General features: G+C 71.6%; 14 protein-coding genes. 10 read left to right on the forward strand and 4 right to left on the reverse strand.

What is annotated here, in order from left to right; translation table 11 throughout:
- The first annotated feature begins 7 nt into the window (after nt 1-7).
- The 4 genes from coaA to OJ997_RS04535 are packed head-to-tail and all read left to right on the forward strand — an operon-like array spanning nt 8 to nt 3,217.
- Nucleotides 8-904 (forward strand): type I pantothenate kinase, encoded by an 897-nt coding sequence (gene coaA, locus OJ997_RS04520; RefSeq protein WP_270023837.1) that lies wholly within the window; start codon nt 8-10, stop codon nt 902-904.
- Nucleotides 901-2,463 (forward strand): GMC oxidoreductase, encoded by a 1,563-nt coding sequence (locus OJ997_RS04525; RefSeq protein WP_270023838.1) that lies wholly within the window; start codon nt 901-903, stop codon nt 2,461-2,463. The genes coaA and OJ997_RS04525 overlap by 4 nt, the downstream gene beginning before the upstream one ends.
- Entirely contained in the window at nt 2,460-2,756 is a 297-nt protein-coding gene (gene clpS, locus OJ997_RS04530) for an ATP-dependent Clp protease adapter ClpS (RefSeq protein ID WP_272599361.1), read from the forward strand. The genes OJ997_RS04525 and clpS overlap by 4 nt, the downstream gene beginning before the upstream one ends.
- Nucleotides 2,756-3,217: a DUF2017 family protein gene (locus OJ997_RS04535; RefSeq protein WP_270023841.1), complete on the forward strand. Its 462-nt coding sequence runs from the start codon at nt 2,756-2,758 to the stop codon at nt 3,215-3,217. The genes clpS and OJ997_RS04535 overlap by 1 nt, the downstream gene beginning before the upstream one ends.
- Nucleotides 3,218-3,222: 5 nt before the next feature.
- Here OJ997_RS04535 and OJ997_RS04540 read toward each other — a convergent pair whose 3' ends face one another.
- Nucleotides 3,223-3,453, reverse strand: a complete 231-nt coding sequence (locus OJ997_RS04540) for a PspC domain-containing protein (protein WP_270023842.1) — start codon at nt 3,451-3,453, stop codon at nt 3,223-3,225.
- A 73-nt stretch (nt 3,454-3,526) separates the two neighbouring features.
- Nucleotides 3,527-4,930, reverse strand: a complete 1,404-nt coding sequence (locus OJ997_RS04545) for an NCS2 family permease (protein WP_270023843.1) — start codon at nt 4,928-4,930, stop codon at nt 3,527-3,529.
- A gap of 204 nt (nt 4,931-5,134) precedes the next feature.
- Here OJ997_RS04545 and OJ997_RS04550 point away from each other — a divergent pair, with 204 nt between their 5' ends.
- From OJ997_RS04550 to OJ997_RS04565, 4 genes are all read left to right on the forward strand, one after another.
- Nucleotides 5,135-7,816: a CHAT domain-containing protein gene (locus tag OJ997_RS04550; RefSeq protein ID WP_270023845.1), complete on the forward strand. Its 2,682-nt coding sequence runs from the start codon at nt 5,135-5,137 to the stop codon at nt 7,814-7,816.
- A complete protein-coding gene (locus OJ997_RS04555) occupies nt 7,813-9,177 on the forward strand; it encodes a lipase/acyltransferase domain-containing protein (RefSeq protein WP_270023846.1) in 1,365 nt (454 codons plus the stop codon). The genes OJ997_RS04550 and OJ997_RS04555 overlap by 4 nt, the downstream gene beginning before the upstream one ends.
- 176 nt (nt 9,178-9,353) lie before the next feature.
- Nucleotides 9,354-9,899 carry an RNA polymerase sigma factor gene (locus OJ997_RS04560; RefSeq protein WP_270023847.1) on the forward strand — a complete coding sequence of 182 codons (546 nt, stop codon included), beginning with the start codon at nt 9,354-9,356 and terminating at the stop codon, nt 9,897-9,899.
- A complete protein-coding gene (locus OJ997_RS04565) occupies nt 9,896-11,143 on the forward strand; it encodes a hypothetical protein (RefSeq protein ID WP_270023848.1) in 1,248 nt (415 codons plus the stop codon). The genes OJ997_RS04560 and OJ997_RS04565 overlap by 4 nt, the downstream gene beginning before the upstream one ends.
- On the opposite strand, the gene OJ997_RS04570 is transcribed toward OJ997_RS04565, so the two are convergent.
- Complete coding sequence (locus OJ997_RS04570) at nt 11,144-13,165, reverse strand: ATP-dependent metallopeptidase FtsH/Yme1/Tma family protein (RefSeq protein WP_270023849.1); 2,022 nt, start codon at nt 13,163-13,165, stop codon at nt 11,144-11,146.
- A 180-nt stretch (nt 13,166-13,345) separates the two neighbouring features.
- On the reverse strand, nt 13,346-14,680 hold the full coding sequence (locus tag OJ997_RS04575; RefSeq protein ID WP_270023851.1) for a dihydrolipoyl dehydrogenase family protein: 1,335 nt from the start codon (nt 14,678-14,680) through the stop codon (nt 13,346-13,348).
- Nucleotides 14,681-14,816: 136 nt separating this feature from the next.
- On the opposite strand from OJ997_RS04575, the gene OJ997_RS04580 reads away from it, so the two are divergent.
- Nucleotides 14,817-15,302, forward strand: a complete 486-nt coding sequence (locus tag OJ997_RS04580; RefSeq protein WP_270023852.1) for a VOC family protein — start codon at nt 14,817-14,819, stop codon at nt 15,300-15,302.
- A gap of 2 nt (nt 15,303-15,304) precedes the next feature.
- The gene (locus tag OJ997_RS04585; RefSeq protein WP_270023853.1) at nt 15,305-15,496 is read left to right on the forward strand and encodes a bleomycin resistance protein; all 192 of its coding nucleotides are present in this window, start codon (nt 15,305-15,307) and stop codon (nt 15,494-15,496) included.
- The last annotated feature ends 37 nt before the right edge of the window (nt 15,497-15,533 follow it).

Consider the following 15,533-nt stretch of genomic DNA (forward strand, 5'->3'; position numbering starts at 1 on the left):
ACCCTTCGTGGCGGTCGAACGCTCGCGCTGGAGCGAGCTGGGAGACCGCGCGGTGCCGCTCGACTACGACGAGCTCGCCCGGTTGTCCGGCCTCGGCGAGCCCGTCGGCATGGACGAGATCGACGAGGTCTACCTGCCGCTCGCGCGCCTGCTGGAGCTGCGGATCGAGGCGGCGAAGACGCTCTCCGCCGCCCAGGGCGAGTTCCTCGGCGACCCCGAGCACGCGGTGCCGTTCCTACTCGCGCTCGGCGGGAGCGTCGCGGTCGGCAAGTCCACCGCCGCGCGCCTGATCGTGCGGCTGCTGCAGGCGATCCGCCCCGAGTGGCACGTGGAGCTCGTGACCACGGACGGGTTCCTGCTCCCGAACGCGACCCTGATCGAGAAGGGCATCCTCGCCCGCAAGGGCTTCCCGGAGAGCTACGACCGGCGGCGGCTGCTGCGCTTCGTGGCCGACCTCAAGAGCGGCGTGGACGAGGTGCGCGCGCCGGTCTACTCGCACCTGATCTACGACATCGTCGAGGACGAGCAGCGGGTCGTGCGGCGCCCGGACGTGGTCGTGCTCGAGGGCGTGAACGTGCTCAAGCGCGGCAGCGGGCGCGTCTACGTGTCCGACTTCGCCGACTTCGCGCTGTACCTGGACGCGGAGGAGGCCGACGTGCAGCGCTGGTACCTGAACCGCTTCCTCACGTTGCGCAACGGCGCCTTCCAGGACCCCGACTCCTACTTCCATCGCTACGCGGTGCTCTCGGACGAGGAGGCGACCGCGGTCGCGGAGGGCATCTGGCAGCGTACGAACCGCCCGAACCTGCTCGAGAACATCAAGCCCACGCGCTCCCGCGCGGACCTCATCCTCGAGAAGGGCGGCGACCACTTCGTGTCCCGGATCCTGCTGAGGCGCACATGAGTCACGACTTCGACTGGCTCGTGATCGGCTCCGGCTTCGGCGGGAGCGTGTCCGCGCTGCGGCTGGCGCAGAAGGGGCATCGGGTCGGCGTGCTCGAGTGCGGCCGGCGGTTCAAGGACGACGAGCTGCCGAAGTCCACGTGGGATCTGCGGCGCTACTTCTTCGCGCCCTGGTTGGGGATGCGCGGGATCTTCCGGCTGACGATCTTCAAGGACGTGGCGATCGCGTCCGGGTCGGGCGTCGGCGGCGGGTCGCTGGGCTATGCGAACACGCTCTACCGCGCCCCGGCGCGCTTCTACGACGACCCGCAGTGGTCGAAGCTGAACGACTGGCAGGTCGAGCTCGCGCCGCACTACGCCGAGGCCGAGCGGATGCTGGGCGTGACGACCTACGACGAGGACGATCCCGCCGACGACTACCTGCGTGAGTACGCGCAGGAGATCGGCGTGGGGGAGACGTACGCGAAGACACGCGTGGGCGTGTTCCTGGGCAAGCCGGGCGTGACGGTTTCCGATCCCTTCTTCGGCGGGGAAGGCCCGGATCGCACGGGCTGCCTGCGCTGCGGGCGTTGCATGGTCGGCTGCCCGCACGGCGCCAAGAACACGCTCGTGAAGAACTACCTGTGGTTCGCGGAGCGCGCGGGCGCGACGATCACCCCCGACCGCATGGTCACCGACATCAAGCCGCTGCCGGGCGGCGGCTACGCGGTGACGAGCGAGCGCTCGGGCGCGTGGGTGCGCAAGCGGCGGCGGGTGCAGACGGCGCGCGGCGTCGTGGTCGCGGCGGGCGCGCTCGGGACGAACCGGCTGCTTGCGCGCTGCAAGCTCAACGGGTCGCTCCCGGGCATTTCCGACCGGCTGGGGGAGCTCGTGCGCACGAACTCCGAGGCGATCCTGGCGGTGACGCTGCCGCGGGACGCGCCGTACGTGGGCCGGCGCGTCGCGATCACCGGCTCGGCCTACCCCGACCCGGACACGCACATCGAGACCGTCGTCTACGGCAACGCGGGCGACAGCATGTCGAGCATCTTCACGCTGCTGACCGGGGACGGCACGTCTCTGACGCGGCCGCTGAAGCTGCTGGGCGCGGCGGCGCGGCACCCGGTCCGGCTGGCGCGCTGCATGAACCCGCGCGGCTGGTCGCGCCGGACGATCATCGTGCTCGTGATGCAGTCGCTGGACAACGCGATCTCGCTGCGCGCGTCGAAGGGGCGCGGCGGGCGTGTGCGGCTGCGGACCGAGCAGGACCCGGACCGGCCGAACCCGACCTTCATCCCGGTCGCGAACGCGTTCACCGAGTGGCTCGCGAAGCGCACCGGCGGGATCGCGCAGAGCTCGATCATGGAGGCGGCGGCGAACATCCCCTCCACGGCGCACATCCTCGGCGGCGCGGTGATCGGGACCTCACGCGAGACGGGCGTGATCGACAAGGACCTGCAGGTGTTCGGCTACGAGAACCTGCTCGTGTGCGACGGCGCGGCGGTGCCGGCCAACGTGGGCGTGAATCCGTCGCTGACGATCACGGCCCTCGCTGAGCACGCAATGTCCCGGGTAGCCTGAGAGGCGTGTCCGCCGCCCCGGCAGAGGTCCAACTCCCCGCCACCGACGATGAGCAGGTCCCGGATCGGCCGTGGATCGTGATCGTCTGGAACGACCCGATCAACCTCATGAGCTACGTCGTCCTGGTCTTCCAGAAGCTGTTCGGCTACAACCGGGAGCAGGCGACCGAGCTGATGATGGACGTCCATCACAAGGGTCGCGCCGTGGTCTCCAGCGGCACGCGCGAGAAGGCCGAGCTGGACGTCTTCCGCCTGCACGAGCACGGCCTGTGGGCCACCATGCGGCAGGACTGATGCGGCGCATCGACAAGCGCCAGGGCAAGTTCCTGCTGGCGATGGAGCCGCAGGAGCGTGCGCTCATCCGGCAGCTGCTCGACGAGCTGCGCGAGCTGCTGGCGCTCAGCCCCGACGATCCGCGCGTGCGCCGGCTCTACCCGTCCGCGCACGAGCAGGACGTCGAGCTCGAGAACGAGTACCGCAGCCTCACGCGCGACGAGCTCCAGAACGGGCGGCTCGCGAGCATCGACGCCGTCGAGGCCAGTGTCGACGCCGAGCTGCTCGACGTCGATCAGCTCACGGCGTGGATGCAGGCCGTCAACGCGCTGCGGCTCGTGCTGGGCACGATGCTCGACATCACCGACGACGATGACGAGCTGTCCTTCAACCCCGAGGACCCGAACGCGCGGACGGTGGCCCTGTACGGCTATCTCGGTGGCCTGCTCGACGAAATCGTCGACGCGCAGCTTTCCGACTAGCGGCGCTAGAGCGTGGCGAGCGGGTCATGGCCCATGACCTTGGTGTCGGTGGGCATGACGACCATCATCGCCACGTACGCGAGCGCGGCCGCACCGCCGGTGAACAGCGTCGTGAGGATGAAGCCGACGCGGGTCACGGTCGTGTCGACGCCGAAGTAGTCGGCAAGGCCGGCGCAGACGCCGCCGACCTTCTTGTCGGTGGAGGAGCGGGTGAGAGGCTTGTTCTTGAGGTCCATGGTCAGCAGATTGCCGTGACGGCGACCTGCCGACCATTGGGAATGACCCTAGGGAACCCCTAGAGGTTCCCTACTAGAAGACGTGCTCCGAGAGCCACTGGTTGGTGAAGAACGCCAGGAACAGCGGCACGAGCGCCCACATCAGCGGGTGCACCTTGCTCGCCCGGCCGGTGGAGGCCATGACCGCGACGTAGCCGAGCACGCCGAACCCGATGCCCGCGGCGATCGAGAACGTCAGCGGCACGCCCGCGATCACGAGGAAGGCCGGGATGCCGGCCTCGGGGCGCGACCAGTCGATGTCGGCGACGAGCCGGATCATCAGGAAGCCGATCATGATCAGCGCAGGCGCGACGGCCGGGTGCGTCTCCTGCGTCGCGCCCTCGGGGCCGATCACGACGGTCTGCGCGACCACCGCGATGAGCGGCACGAAGAAGATCGTCAGCAGGAAGCAGGCGGCGGTGACGAGGCTCGCCAGGCCGGTGCGCGCACCCTCGGCCACGCCGGCGCCGGACTCCACGTACGTCGTGTTGCTCGAAGTGCCGAGCACGCCGCCGCCCGCGGCCGCGATCGAGTCCACGAGCAGCAGGTTCTTCAGCTTCGGCGGGTCGCCGTTCTCGTCGAGCAGATCACCGGCGCGCGAGACCGCGACCGCCGTTCCGATCGTGTCGAAGAAGTCGGTAACGAACAGCACGAAGATCACCGGGACGAGCGCCCACGTCAGCGCGTCCAGCAGGTTGTCCGGGGCGAGCGCGTCGCCGATCGTCGAGAAGTCGCTGCTCTCGGGGAAGCGCGCGATGCTGTCCGGAGTCTCCAGCACGCCGAAGATGAGGCCGAGCGCGGCCGAGACGAGGATGCCCACGAGGATCGCGCCCCTGAACCCGCGCGCGGTGAGGATGATCATCACCAGCAGGCCCGCGAGCGCGATGAGCGGCGCGCCGCCCGTGAGCACGCCGAGGCCGATGCCCGTCGCCGGGTTGTTGACCGTGATGCCCGCGTCGCGCAGGCCGACGAGCGTGATGAACAGGCCGATGCCGACGCCGATCGACAGCTTGATCTCGTGCGGGACCGCGCGCATGATCGCCTCGCGCAGGCCGGCGAGCACGAGGATGATCGCCACCACGCCCTCGATCACGATGCACGCCATCGCCACCTGCCACGGCAGCTGGCGGCCGAGGATGAGGTCGAACGCCACGACCGCGTTGATGCCGAGGCCGGCGGCGAGCGCGAACGGCAGGTTCGTGGCCAGGCCCATGATCGCCGTGAACAGCGCCGCGCCGAGCGCCGTCGCCACCGTCACCGCCGCCACCGGGAGCCCGGCCGCGCCGAGGATGGCCGGGTTGACGAAGACGATGTACGCCATCGTCAGGAAGGTCACGACGCCGCCGAGGACCTCGGTGCGTACGGTCGACCCGCGCTCGCGGATGTGGAAGTAGCGCTCGAGCGCGGAACCCTCGTTGCCTGACGTGCTGGCGGCCATGGCGGCACGCTACACCCGGATCCGGCGGGAAGCCCATGGACCGTCCGTCGGGGTGCTCTCGCCGATGCGGTGGGGTTCGTGACCGCGGAAGTTTTCCCACCGAGCTGTCCGTGGATGCGACCATCGGTGAGTGGTCGTGTTCAGGCCACGAACCTCGAGCGGAGGTGTGCGATGGAACCGCGTGGTGCGCGAACGGGCCGGTTCTTGCGGGCAGCGGCGCCGGTCGCTCTGGCGGCCGCGGCCGCCGTGGCCTCAGCCCTGCGCAACCGTGCGGCATCGGAGTTGCCCGTCGAGCAGGCCGACGACGACATGGCCGAGCTCATTGCGATCGCCGGCGCGCAGACGGCCACCCACCAGGCGATGGTGCGGGCGGTCGCGGAACGCTCCGATCCACGCCACGACGCGGGACCGGCGTTCGAGCACTACTTCACGCACGCCCGCGCCCTCGTCGCCCGGATGGAGGCGGCCAACGAGCGCTGGCCGGGTCTCGTCACGTCTGAGACGATCGTCGGCACCGCGAGCTCGCTGGCCCAGCACCTCGCCATGCAGGCCGACTACGAGGACGCGAATGGCGATCGCGAGCGCGCGCGCGGGCTCCGCGACGAGTCCGCCCACTTCGCGGGCCGGTACATGCCGGCGGGCGGCCGAGCGGGGATGCGACGTGCGGAGGCGATGGGCCTGGCCATGCAAGGCGAGTTCAACGCGGCGCTGCTCGCGCTCGACGAGGCGCGGGAGGCGTTCGTCGCCGCGCACCGTCTCGACGACGCGGCGCAGACCTCGCTCTACCAGGCGAACCTCTACGAGTGGCTCGGCGACGTCGACCGGGCGGTCGACGTGCTGGCCCAAGTGCGTGCCGCGCTGGCGCCGCGGCTCGCGGGCGGCGCGCCGTCCGCAGCCGACGTTGCGACGCGGATCGACGAGCAGTTCCGGGCGATCATGCAGGGCATCGCGAGCCAGGCGGGCGAAGACGCGTTGCGCCTGCGGATCGTGGCTTTCGAGATGGCCACTCAGGAGGCACGGCTGCGCCGTGAGCTCGGTCAGTTGGACGTGGCCGAAGCGCTCTTTCAGGAGACCCGGAGCTTCCACGAGGAGAACGGCCTGCTCGCCTCGTTGCACTTCCATCTCGCCGTGCTGGCGGTGCGCCGCGGGTACGGCGACCACGCGCTCGCGCTGCTGGAGGGCATCGAAGGCGCCTTCACGCACGGGCTGCTGCGCCCGCGTCGCCCGGCGCTGCGCATGGTGCAGGCTGACGCCCTGCTGCTGCGCGGCGAGCCCGAGCGGGCGCTGTGCACGGCGGACGAGGCGATCGCGGACCTGGAGACCTACCCCGACAGCGAGCTGGCCTGGAAGCTGCGCTGGCGACGCGGGCAAAGCCTAGAGCGCCTGCGCCGCGAGCCCGAGGCGATGGCCGCGCTGCTCGATGCCGCGGCCGCCGCCGACCGGCTGCGCAAGTCCTCCCTGGGCTACCGCCTCGACACGACCTTCCTGCGTGACAAACGATCCATGTTCGAGGCGGGCATCGACCTCGCCGTCAAACGCCGCGACGGCCGCGGTGCCGCCCTGCTCATCGAGCTCGTCAAGGCCCGCGCGCTGTCGGCGACGCTCAGCATCCCGCGCGAGGCGCGCCACGGCCAGTCGGACGAGGAGCAGGCCTTCGACGCGCTGTCGGCGCGGCTCGACGCGCTCGACTTCGAGGTCAACACGGCCGGCACAATGACGATCGCGCGACGCGAGGAGTGGGACGCGCTGCTCGCCGAGCGGACAGCGCTGATCGAGCGGATGCGGATCGCCGACCCCCGCTGGCGCGGCTTGTCCGCGCCACCCACCTTCGACGTGGCGGCGACGGTCGACCGGCTGGACCGGCGCAACACCACCGCGTTGACGCTGCTGCATCGACCCGGCCGGATCGACGCCGTCCTGCTCGGCAACGGCGTCGCGGAGGTCCGATCCCACGCCCTGACCGCCGAGGTCGAGGCCACGCTGGCCGAGTACGCGGCCAACCTGCGGCGCGCATCACCGGACGAGTGGCTCTTCGACGTGTCCTCGGAGCGTGGGCTCGGGTTGAGGGATCTGGTCCCCGCCGAGCTGCTCGACACCGCGCTCGCCGGCGGCGCGCTCGTGATCGTTCCGCACGGCGTCCTGCACCTGCTGCCCTGGGCCGGGCTCGCCGCGCCCGACGGCCGTCGCGCGCTGGAGCACACCGCCGTGAGCGTCCTGCCGAACCTGACCTGCCTGTCGCTGCTCGACGCCCCGTTCGGGCCGCCTGTCGCCGCGGCAATCATCGGGGACCCGGACTACGCAGGCCTCACGCGCTATCCGCCGCTCGAGCACGCAGCCGCCGAGATCGCCGACGTCGCCATGATCCACCACCACCGGCTGATCGCGCCGCCCTGCACGGCCGAGGCGGCGACCGAGGCGGCCTGCCGCCGGCTGGCTACCGCGCGCGACCTCGATCGCGGCGTCCTCCATGTGAGCGCGCACGGGACCCTCGATGCCTCGGAGCCCCTCCGCTCGGGCCTGCTGTTCTCCGGCGGTACGCTGCTCGATGCCGCCGAGCTCGCGCAGTTGCACCTGGCCGCGGACGAGATCGTGCTGAGCGCCTGCAGCACGGGCTGGCGACCTCAGGCCGTGGGTACGCTCACGCTGGCGGGCGACGACGCGCTCGGCTTGCCCGCCGCGGCGCTCGAGGCCGGTGCGCGCGCGGTGCTGGTCAGCATCGCGCCGCTCGCGGACGAGCCGGCGCGGGACCTGTTCGTCGGCTACCACCGCCGGCGAGCCGCGGAGTGGGAGCCCGTCGCCGCCTTCAACGGCGCTCAGCGGGAGCTGCTCGCCGCGGGCGCGCACGAGCCGTGGACCTGGATCTCGGCAACCGCGTACGGCTGGTGAAGCGCCCCGTCGCCGACATCGTCGTGCTGCTGCCGGGCATCACCGGCAGCGTCCTCCAGCGCGGCGACCGGGACGTGTTCGCGTTGTCGGCGGGCGCGGGTTGGCGGGCGCTCACATCCCGCGGCAAGAGCCTGTCCGAGCTGATCCTGGGGGAGGATCCGGTCGACGTGGACGATCTCGGCGACCACGTCCGCGCGACGCGCCTCGCGCCCGATGCGACGTTGGTCCCCGGCCTGTGGAAGATCGACGGCTACGGCAAGGTCGCCGCCACGTTGCGGCGCGAGTTCGACCTCGTTCCCGGGGAGAACTACTTCGAGTTCCCCTACGACTGGCGGCGCGACAACCGGGTGCATGCGCGCCGGCTGCAGCGGGAGTCGGCGGAGTGGCTGCGCCGCCGCCGCGAGCAGGCACCCGGCGCGCGGCTCGTGCTGATCGCGCACTCGATGGGCGGGCTCGTCGCCCGCTACTTCCTCGAGGTGCTCGGAGGCTGGCGGGACACGCGCGCGCTGGTGACGTTCGGGACGCCGTACCGCGGCTCGGTCAAGGCGCTCAACGCGCTCGTCAACGGGATGCCGAAGCTCCCGTTCCTGGAGCTGACGGAGGTCGTGCGCTCGTGCACGTCCGTGTACCAGCTGCTGCCGATCTATCCGTGCCTGGACACCGGCGACGGCGAGTTGCACCGGCTCCAGGACGTGACGCTCGACCACCTCGACGCTGAGCGCGTCCGTGCCGCCGACGCGTTCCACCGCGAGATTGAACGCGCGGTCGAAGCGAACCGCCGCGACGACGACTACCAACGCGACGGGTACCTGATCCGGCCGATCGTCGGGGTCGAACAGCCGACGTTGCAGTCCGCCGTCCTGCGCGCCGGCGGGCTGGAGATGCTGCGGACATGGAACGGTGAGGCCCTCGACGGCGACGGCACGGTGCCCGCGGTCTCGGCCGTCCCGATCGAGCTGAGTGACCTCAAGCAGGAGTTCCCCGCCGCGACTGCACACGCCTCACTTCAGAACGCCGACCACGTCCTGCGCTTCGTGAGAACGCTGCTCACGGAGGCGCGCCAGTACCGCTTCCGCGCCGGCGCACCGGTGACCGTGTCGCTCGACGTCGACGATGTCTACCTCGCCGGCGAGCCCGTCGTCCTCCACGCGCAGCTTTCCGATCGCTCGCGCCCCGCCGTCGGCGTCATCCAGAGCGCGGACGACGGCACGCCGATCGCAAGCACCCCGATCCCCGCCTCTGACGCCGACTGGCGGGAGATCACGTTCGGCGCGCTCGTGCCGGGTGTCTACCGGTTCGTCGTCGCCGGTGGCGACGACGTTCAGCCCGCGTCGGACCTGTTCGCGGTCATGTCGGGCTGACGCGCCGGCGGGAAGGTGCCGAGCTCCTCGACGCGGTAGCCGTCCGGGTAGATCGCGAACTCATGCGTGGGGCGAAGTCGACCGCGGGGTCCAGCCGCGCGATCTCGCGCTGCCAATGGTCGCGCCTCACCGCTCCATCGTCACAGATTCGTGAGACGTGGCCACTCTGGGGGTGCATGGAGGAGATCACCACGTCGAACGGGTTCGTCGCGCTCTACCGGCGCGAGTCCGAGCTCGTGCTGCGCTTCTGCGCGCGGCGCGTGCTCGACGCCGAGACCGCGGTCGACCTGTGCGCGGAGACGTTCGCGCAGGCGTTCCGTGGGCGTCGCGGCTTCCGCGGGACGACGGAGCCGGAGGCGCGCGCGTGGCTGCTGACGATCGCCCAGCGGCAGGTCGCCCGCTACCTGAAGAAGGGCGTCCTCGACCGGCGTGCGCGGGAGGCGCTCGGCATCCAGACGCCGCAGCTGCTGGAGGGCGAGGCCGAGGAGATCGAGCGGCGGATGGGGATGGCGCCGCTGCGGGCCGCGCTGGCCGAGGAGCTGGAGCGGCTCGGCGGTGATCAGCGTGAGGCGCTGCGCCTGCGGGTCGTCGAGGAGCGGCCGTACCCCGAGGTCGCGTCCTCGCTGGGCGTGAGCGAGGCGACGGCACGGGCGCGCGTGTCCCGCGGGCTGCGCGCGCTCGCGGCGTCATTGGAAGTGCGATGGGAGGGTGAGCGGCCATGAGGGTCCTGGACGAGCTGGGACGGGAGATCGAGCGCGTGGCGACCGAGGCGGGCGACGTGCGTCCGCGGCGCCGCTGGTGGCGGCCGGGCGCGCTGTTCGTCCTGCTCCCGCTGTGCGTCGGGACCGTCGCCGTCGCCGCCACGACGCAGCTGCTGCAGGGCGAGCCGGTCCGCAACCCGCCCGGCCTGCAGCTCGACCCCAAGCAGGGGCTCGGCGTGATCGTCGGCGCGGGCAAGCTGCTGCCGCCGCGCACGGCCGACCCCGCCGGCGGTCCGCCGTGGGGGCTGCGCGTGGTGAAGACCTCGCGCGGCCTCGGCTGCGTCCAGCTCGGCCGCGTCCACGAGGGCAAGCTCGGCGTGCTCGGCCAGGACTTCGCGTTCGACGACGACGGCAAGTTCCACGAGCGCGGCGCCGAGATCATCCAGAAGACCGACTGCCAGCTCGCGGACGCCGCGGGGAACGCGTTCATCGCCATCAGCCACATCGGCCTGCCCGCGAGCGGTGACCTCACCGGCTGCAACCCGCAGAGCGCGTACAAGCAGACGCCGATGTGCGAGCGCAGCTCGCTGCGCAACGTCTTCTACGGCCTGCTCGGCCCCGAGGCCACCGCGGTCACCTACAAGGACGCCGACGGGAAGGTCGTGCGCCAGCGCGTGAGCGGACCCGAGGGCGCGTACCTCGTGGTCAAGCCGACCGAGCCGGACCGCCGGCAGATCGGCTACTGGTCACCCGGCGTGTCGCCGGGGAGCGGGCTGCGCAGCGTCGAGTACCGCGACGGCAGCACGTGCATGATCCCCAACCCGCGGCGGATCGGCGGCGCGCGGGCGTGCCCGGTCAAGGGCTACGTCACGCCGGAGCTCACCCCGGCGACGCGGGAGGAGCTGGCCACGCCGATCCGCGTCCGCGTCGGCCGCGAGCCGGTCGGCGTCAAGGGCGCCGACAAGCAGCGCCGCGTCACGTTCAGCTTCCGCGCCCGCCGGGCCGGCGACTCGCGCTCGCAGTACACGTTCGAGGCCAAGCTCGTCAAGCGCGGCAAGCACTGCTCGTCGGGAACCACGTTCGGCGCGATCGCCAAGGACGTGGCCGCGGGCGAGGTCGTCAGCTCCGAGCTGTTCTTCCCCTACCGCTGCCGCGGGCGGCTGCAGCTCAAGGTCGGCTACAGCCAGGAGCGGCGCCCCGACGCGCGTCGCGTCGTCGGGTTGAACGACGACAAGGTCGGGACGGTGCGCGTGGACCTGCGGTGATCAGCCCAACGCGCGCTTGTGGCGCTCGGCGCGGAAGGCCGCGATCGCCGCGCCCACGTCGGACGGACCCGGGACCCAGAGCTTGCCCGCCGGCTTGCGCTCGGGCTCCGGCTCCTCGGCCACCGGCTCCGGGATCGGGTCCGGGAGCGGCTGCAGGTTCGGGCGGCGCGCGGCGGGCGTGGAGCCCTCCATCGCGGCGGCGATCTCGAGGTGGTCGATGTCGCCCGCGGCCAGCAGCGCCTGCGACAGCCGCTCGAGCTGCTCGCGGTGCTCCTCGACCAGCGCGATCGAGTCGCGGTAGGCCTCTTCGACGATCCGGCGGACCTCGCTGTCGGCGGTCGCCATTGCGTGGTCAGAGCGCATGCCGACGACCTGGCCGACGGCGGCGCTCAACCCGTACTGCTCGACCGCGGCGCGGGCGATCTGGTTCGCCTTCTCGAGGTCGTTCGCGGCGCCCGAGGACACCGTGCCGTAGATGACGTGCTCGGCGGCGCGGCCGCCGAGGATGTAGATCAGCTGCTCGTGGATGTGCTGCGCGGTGTGCAGCGCGCGGTCGCTTCGACCCACCACCGCGAAGCCCGCGGCCTGGCCACGCGGGTTGATCGTCGCGTGCAGGGTCTTGTCGACGGTCGGGCACAGCTCGGCGGTGAGGACGTGGCCGGCCTCGTGGTACGCGACGGCCTCGCGCTCACCCGCGGCGAGCATCGCGGACGCCTTGCGCGGCCCGGCGACGACGCGCAGGAAGCCCTCGAACAGATCCTCGTGCGTGATGACGGCGCGCTCGGCGCGGGCGGCCATGATCGCGCCCTCGTTGAGCATCTCGGCCAGCTCGGCACCGCTCGAGCCCGCCGTGACCTTCGCGAGCTGCGGGAGGTCGACGTCGTCGGCGAGCGGCTTGCCCTTGGCGTGCACGTTCAGGATCGACAGGCGGCCCTCCTCGGACGGCGCGCCGACGTGGATGTGGCGGGAGAAGCGACCGGGGCGCAGCAGCGCGGGGTCGAGCGTGTCGAGGCGGTTGGTGGCCGCGATCACGAGCACGCGCTCGTTGCCGCTGAAGCCGTCCATCTCGACGAGCAGCTGGTTGAGCGTCTGGTCGGCCTCGCGGTTGGACTGGCCACCGTCCGCGCCGCCGCCGCGCTTGGCGCCGATGGCGTCGACCTCGTCGATGAAGATGATCGCCGGGGTGCCCGCGCGGGCCTTGGCGAACAGGTCGCGCACCCGGCCGGCGCCGACGCCGACGTACATCTCGACGAAGTCCGAGCCGGACATTGCGAAGAACGCCGCGCCTGCCTCACCCGCGACGGCCTTGGCGAGCAGCGTCTTGCCGGTGCCGGGAGGGCCGTAGAGCATCAGGCCGGAGGGCATCTTCGCGCCGAGCCGGCGGTAGGCCTCGGGCGCCTTGAGGAACTCGACCAGCTCGGCGGCCTCGTGCACGGCCTCGTCGCAGCCCGCGACGTCGCTGAAGCGCACCGCGGGCAGCTCGCCCTGGGCCTTGGCCTTCTTGGTGTGCTGGTCGTGCGCGCCGCTCTGGGCCTTGGCCTGCTGGCGCTGCATGTAGATGATCAGGCCGATCACCGCGAACAGGCCGAAGATGAAGATCAGCGCGCTCCACGGGAAGCCGCGCTTGGCGAAGCTGGTGTCGATGTCGACTTCCGCGCCCGCGGCGTCGAGGTCGGCGTAGAGCGTCTCGTCGGTCGGGGCGTAGCCGACGGCGTGCTTGGCGCCGTCCTTGAGCTCGATCTCCGCCTTCAGCTCGGCCGGCTTGAGCGTCGCCTCCTTGACCGTCTTGTCCTTGATCGCGGTGCGCAGGTCCGAGTAGGTGAACTCGTCCTGCTTCGACGCCTTGTACGGCTGGCGGGCGGTGGAGCCTCCACCGACGACCGCCGCGAGCGTGGCGGTGCCGGCGAGGAGCGCGACGAGCGTGAGCGTGATGGCGACGCCCGGGCGGGGGCGGAGCCAGGCCACGACCGCCCGGAACGGGCGGGTGACGGCGAACAGCAGTCGGCGCAGGAAGGAGGACATTGGGGAGCCTTGGTCAGGTCGGCGGTCGCTTATGTGATTCGGGCAGCTGCCGCCCCTTCAGTCATGCGGCGTCCCCCTTACGGGGGGGTATCGGTCGCGCGCGTCCAGTTCATGACCGCGCGCGCCGGACAGACCCGTCGAGCTGTTTTTACAGGCGCTTACGTAGGGTTAGCTAAAGAGTCAGGTCGTTGTGTGACCGATCTCCTGGACCAGCGCCTTCAGCGTCCACAGGTAGATCTCGCTGAACGTCGGGAACGGCTGGATCGTGTCGAGCAGCACGTCGAGCGGGACCCGCGCGCGGATCGCGAGCGTGGCCTGCTGGAGCCATTCGCCCGCCTCCGGCCCGAGGGCGTGCGCGCCGGTGATGTGCTCGCCGTCGCTGAGGAGAGTCAGATAGCCGGTGGAGTCCTCGTAGTTGCGCGTGTAGGCGGCGGTCTTGGCCACGTCGGGGAGCTTGTAGGTCGCGCTGTACTCTGCCTCGGTCGCGCCGACCGCGGCGGCCTGCGGGTCGGTGTAGGTCACGCGCGGGACGGCCTCGTAGTGCGCCTCGCGCGGCTCGCCCAGGATGTTCGCGGCGACGATCCGGCCCTGGTACTTGCCGACGTGGGTGAGCGGGAAGATGCCCGTGACGTCGCCGATCGCCCACAGCCGGTCCTGCACCCGCAGGTGCGCGTCGGTCGGGACGCCCTTCGGACTGGGCTCGATGCCGACCGTCTCCAGCCCGATGCCCTCCGTGCGCGGGCGCCGGCCGGTCGCGACGAGCAGCTTGTCGCCGCGCAGCTCGCGACCGTCGTCGAGCGTGAGGACGTAGTCGTCGCCGTCGCGGCTCGCCGCCGCCACGCCGACGCCGAGGACGAGCTCGATCCCGTCGTCGGCGAGCGGCTTGGCGAGCGCCTCGCCGAGGGCCTTGGGCTCGCGGCCGAGCAGGTGCTCCGAGCGCTCGATCAGCACGACCTCGCCGCCGAGCCGGCGCACGGCCTGCGCCATCTCGGTGCCGACCGGGCCGCCGCCCATGACGAGCAGCCGGCGCGGCACGGCCTTCATGCCGGTCGCCTCGCGGTTGGTCCAGACGCCGTCGAGGTCTCTGAGGCCGGGGATCGGCGGGATGATCGGGTCGGCGCCGTTGGCGAGGACGACGTTCTGGGCGGTGTAGGTGCGGCCCTCGACCTCGACGGCACCGGGGCCCGCGAGCTTGCCGGCGCCGCGGATCAGGGCGATGCCGTTGTCGGCGAGCCATTTCTCCTGGCCCGCGTCGGAGTAGTCGGAGACCATGAAGTCGCGCCAGCCCAGGGCGGCCTCGACGTCGACCTCGGCCGTGGCCAGCGCGTCGCGCGCGCCGTGCACCGCCTCACCCGGGCGCAGCAGCGTCTTGGACGGGATGCACGCGTAGTACGAGCACTCGCCGCCGACCAGCTCACGCTCGACCACCGCCACTTTCAGGCCGCCCTCCGCCAGCGCACCCGCGGCGTGCTCGCCCGGTGATCCGCCGCCCATCACGATCACGTCGTAGTCCATCTCGCCCTCCCTGGGATTCGCTCGTGCCCGGGAAGCTACCGGGAGGCAGACCAGGGACTTACCCGGGCGCGAAGGAAGCCGGTTCGCGGGATCGTTGATCCATCGAAACACCCCGCCCCGCACGAAGGAGCTCACCATGACCGCCACGCAGATCAACCCCGCCAGCGCCCTGCCCACCACGGGCGAGTTCCGCCTCGAGGTCATCGCCATCCCGGTGTCCGACGTCGACCGCGCCAAGCAGTTCTACGGCTCCCTCGGCTGGCGCGAGGACGTCGACTTCAAGATCCGCCCGGACTTCCGCGTCGTCCACATGACCCCGCCCGGCTCGCCCGCCTCGGTCCTGTTCGGCAAGGGCGTCACCAACGCCGAGCCTGGTTCGGTCTCCGCGCTCACGCTCGCCGTCGACGACGTCGACGCGGCCCGCGCCGAGCTCGTCTCCCGCGGCATCGACGTCTCCGAGGTCTTCCACGGCGCGAGCGGCTTCGACCTCGCCGGCCAGGACGCCCGTGAGCCCGGCCGCGACCCCGAGAACCAGTCCTACAGCTCCTGGGCGTCCTTCAGCGACCCCGACGGCAACGGCTGGCTCCTGCAGGAGATCAAGACCCGCCTCCCGGGCCGCTGATCATGGACACCGCCGAACTTGCGGCCCTGCTCCAGGAGACCGCCGAGCACCACGACCCCTACGAGAAGAGCTCCCCGCCGCACCACTGGTGGGACTGGTACGCGGCCTACATCACCGCCCGCCAGCAGGGCCACACGCCCGAGGACGCGAGCGTCGCCGCCTCCCGCTACATGCTCTCGCTCGTCCCGCACTGAAGCCCCGAAGCCCCGCGCCCAACCGGCGCGGGGCCTT

It is taken from the genome of Solirubrobacter phytolaccae, assembly GCF_027587195.1.
Classification (GTDB): domain Bacteria; phylum Actinomycetota; class Thermoleophilia; order Solirubrobacterales; family Solirubrobacteraceae; genus Solirubrobacter; species Solirubrobacter phytolaccae.

Coding starts and splice junctions, on each gene's coding strand:
- OJ997_RS04525 (WP_270023838.1), top strand. CDS start 901: ATGAGTCACGACTTCGACTGGCTCGTGATCGGCTCCGGCTTCGGCGGG.
- OJ997_RS04535 (WP_270023841.1), top strand. CDS start 2,756: ATGCGGCGCATCGACAAGCGCCAGGGCAAGTTCCTGCTGGCGATGGAG.
- OJ997_RS04540 (WP_270023842.1), bottom strand. CDS start 3,453: ATGGACCTCAAGAACAAGCCTCTCACCCGCTCCTCCACCGACAAGAAG.
- OJ997_RS04545 (WP_270023843.1), bottom strand. CDS start 4,930: ATGGCCGCCAGCACGTCAGGCAACGAGGGTTCCGCGCTCGAGCGCTAC.
- OJ997_RS04560 (WP_270023847.1), top strand. CDS start 9,354: ATGGAGGAGATCACCACGTCGAACGGGTTCGTCGCGCTCTACCGGCGC.
- OJ997_RS04565 (WP_270023848.1), top strand. CDS start 9,896: ATGAGGGTCCTGGACGAGCTGGGACGGGAGATCGAGCGCGTGGCGACC.
- OJ997_RS04570 (WP_270023849.1), bottom strand. CDS start 13,165: ATGTCCTCCTTCCTGCGCCGACTGCTGTTCGCCGTCACCCGCCCGTTC.
- OJ997_RS04575 (WP_270023851.1), bottom strand. CDS start 14,680: ATGGACTACGACGTGATCGTGATGGGCGGCGGATCACCGGGCGAGCAC.
- OJ997_RS04580 (WP_270023852.1), top strand. CDS start 14,817: ATGACCGCCACGCAGATCAACCCCGCCAGCGCCCTGCCCACCACGGGC.
- OJ997_RS04585 (WP_270023853.1), top strand. CDS start 15,305: ATGGACACCGCCGAACTTGCGGCCCTGCTCCAGGAGACCGCCGAGCAC.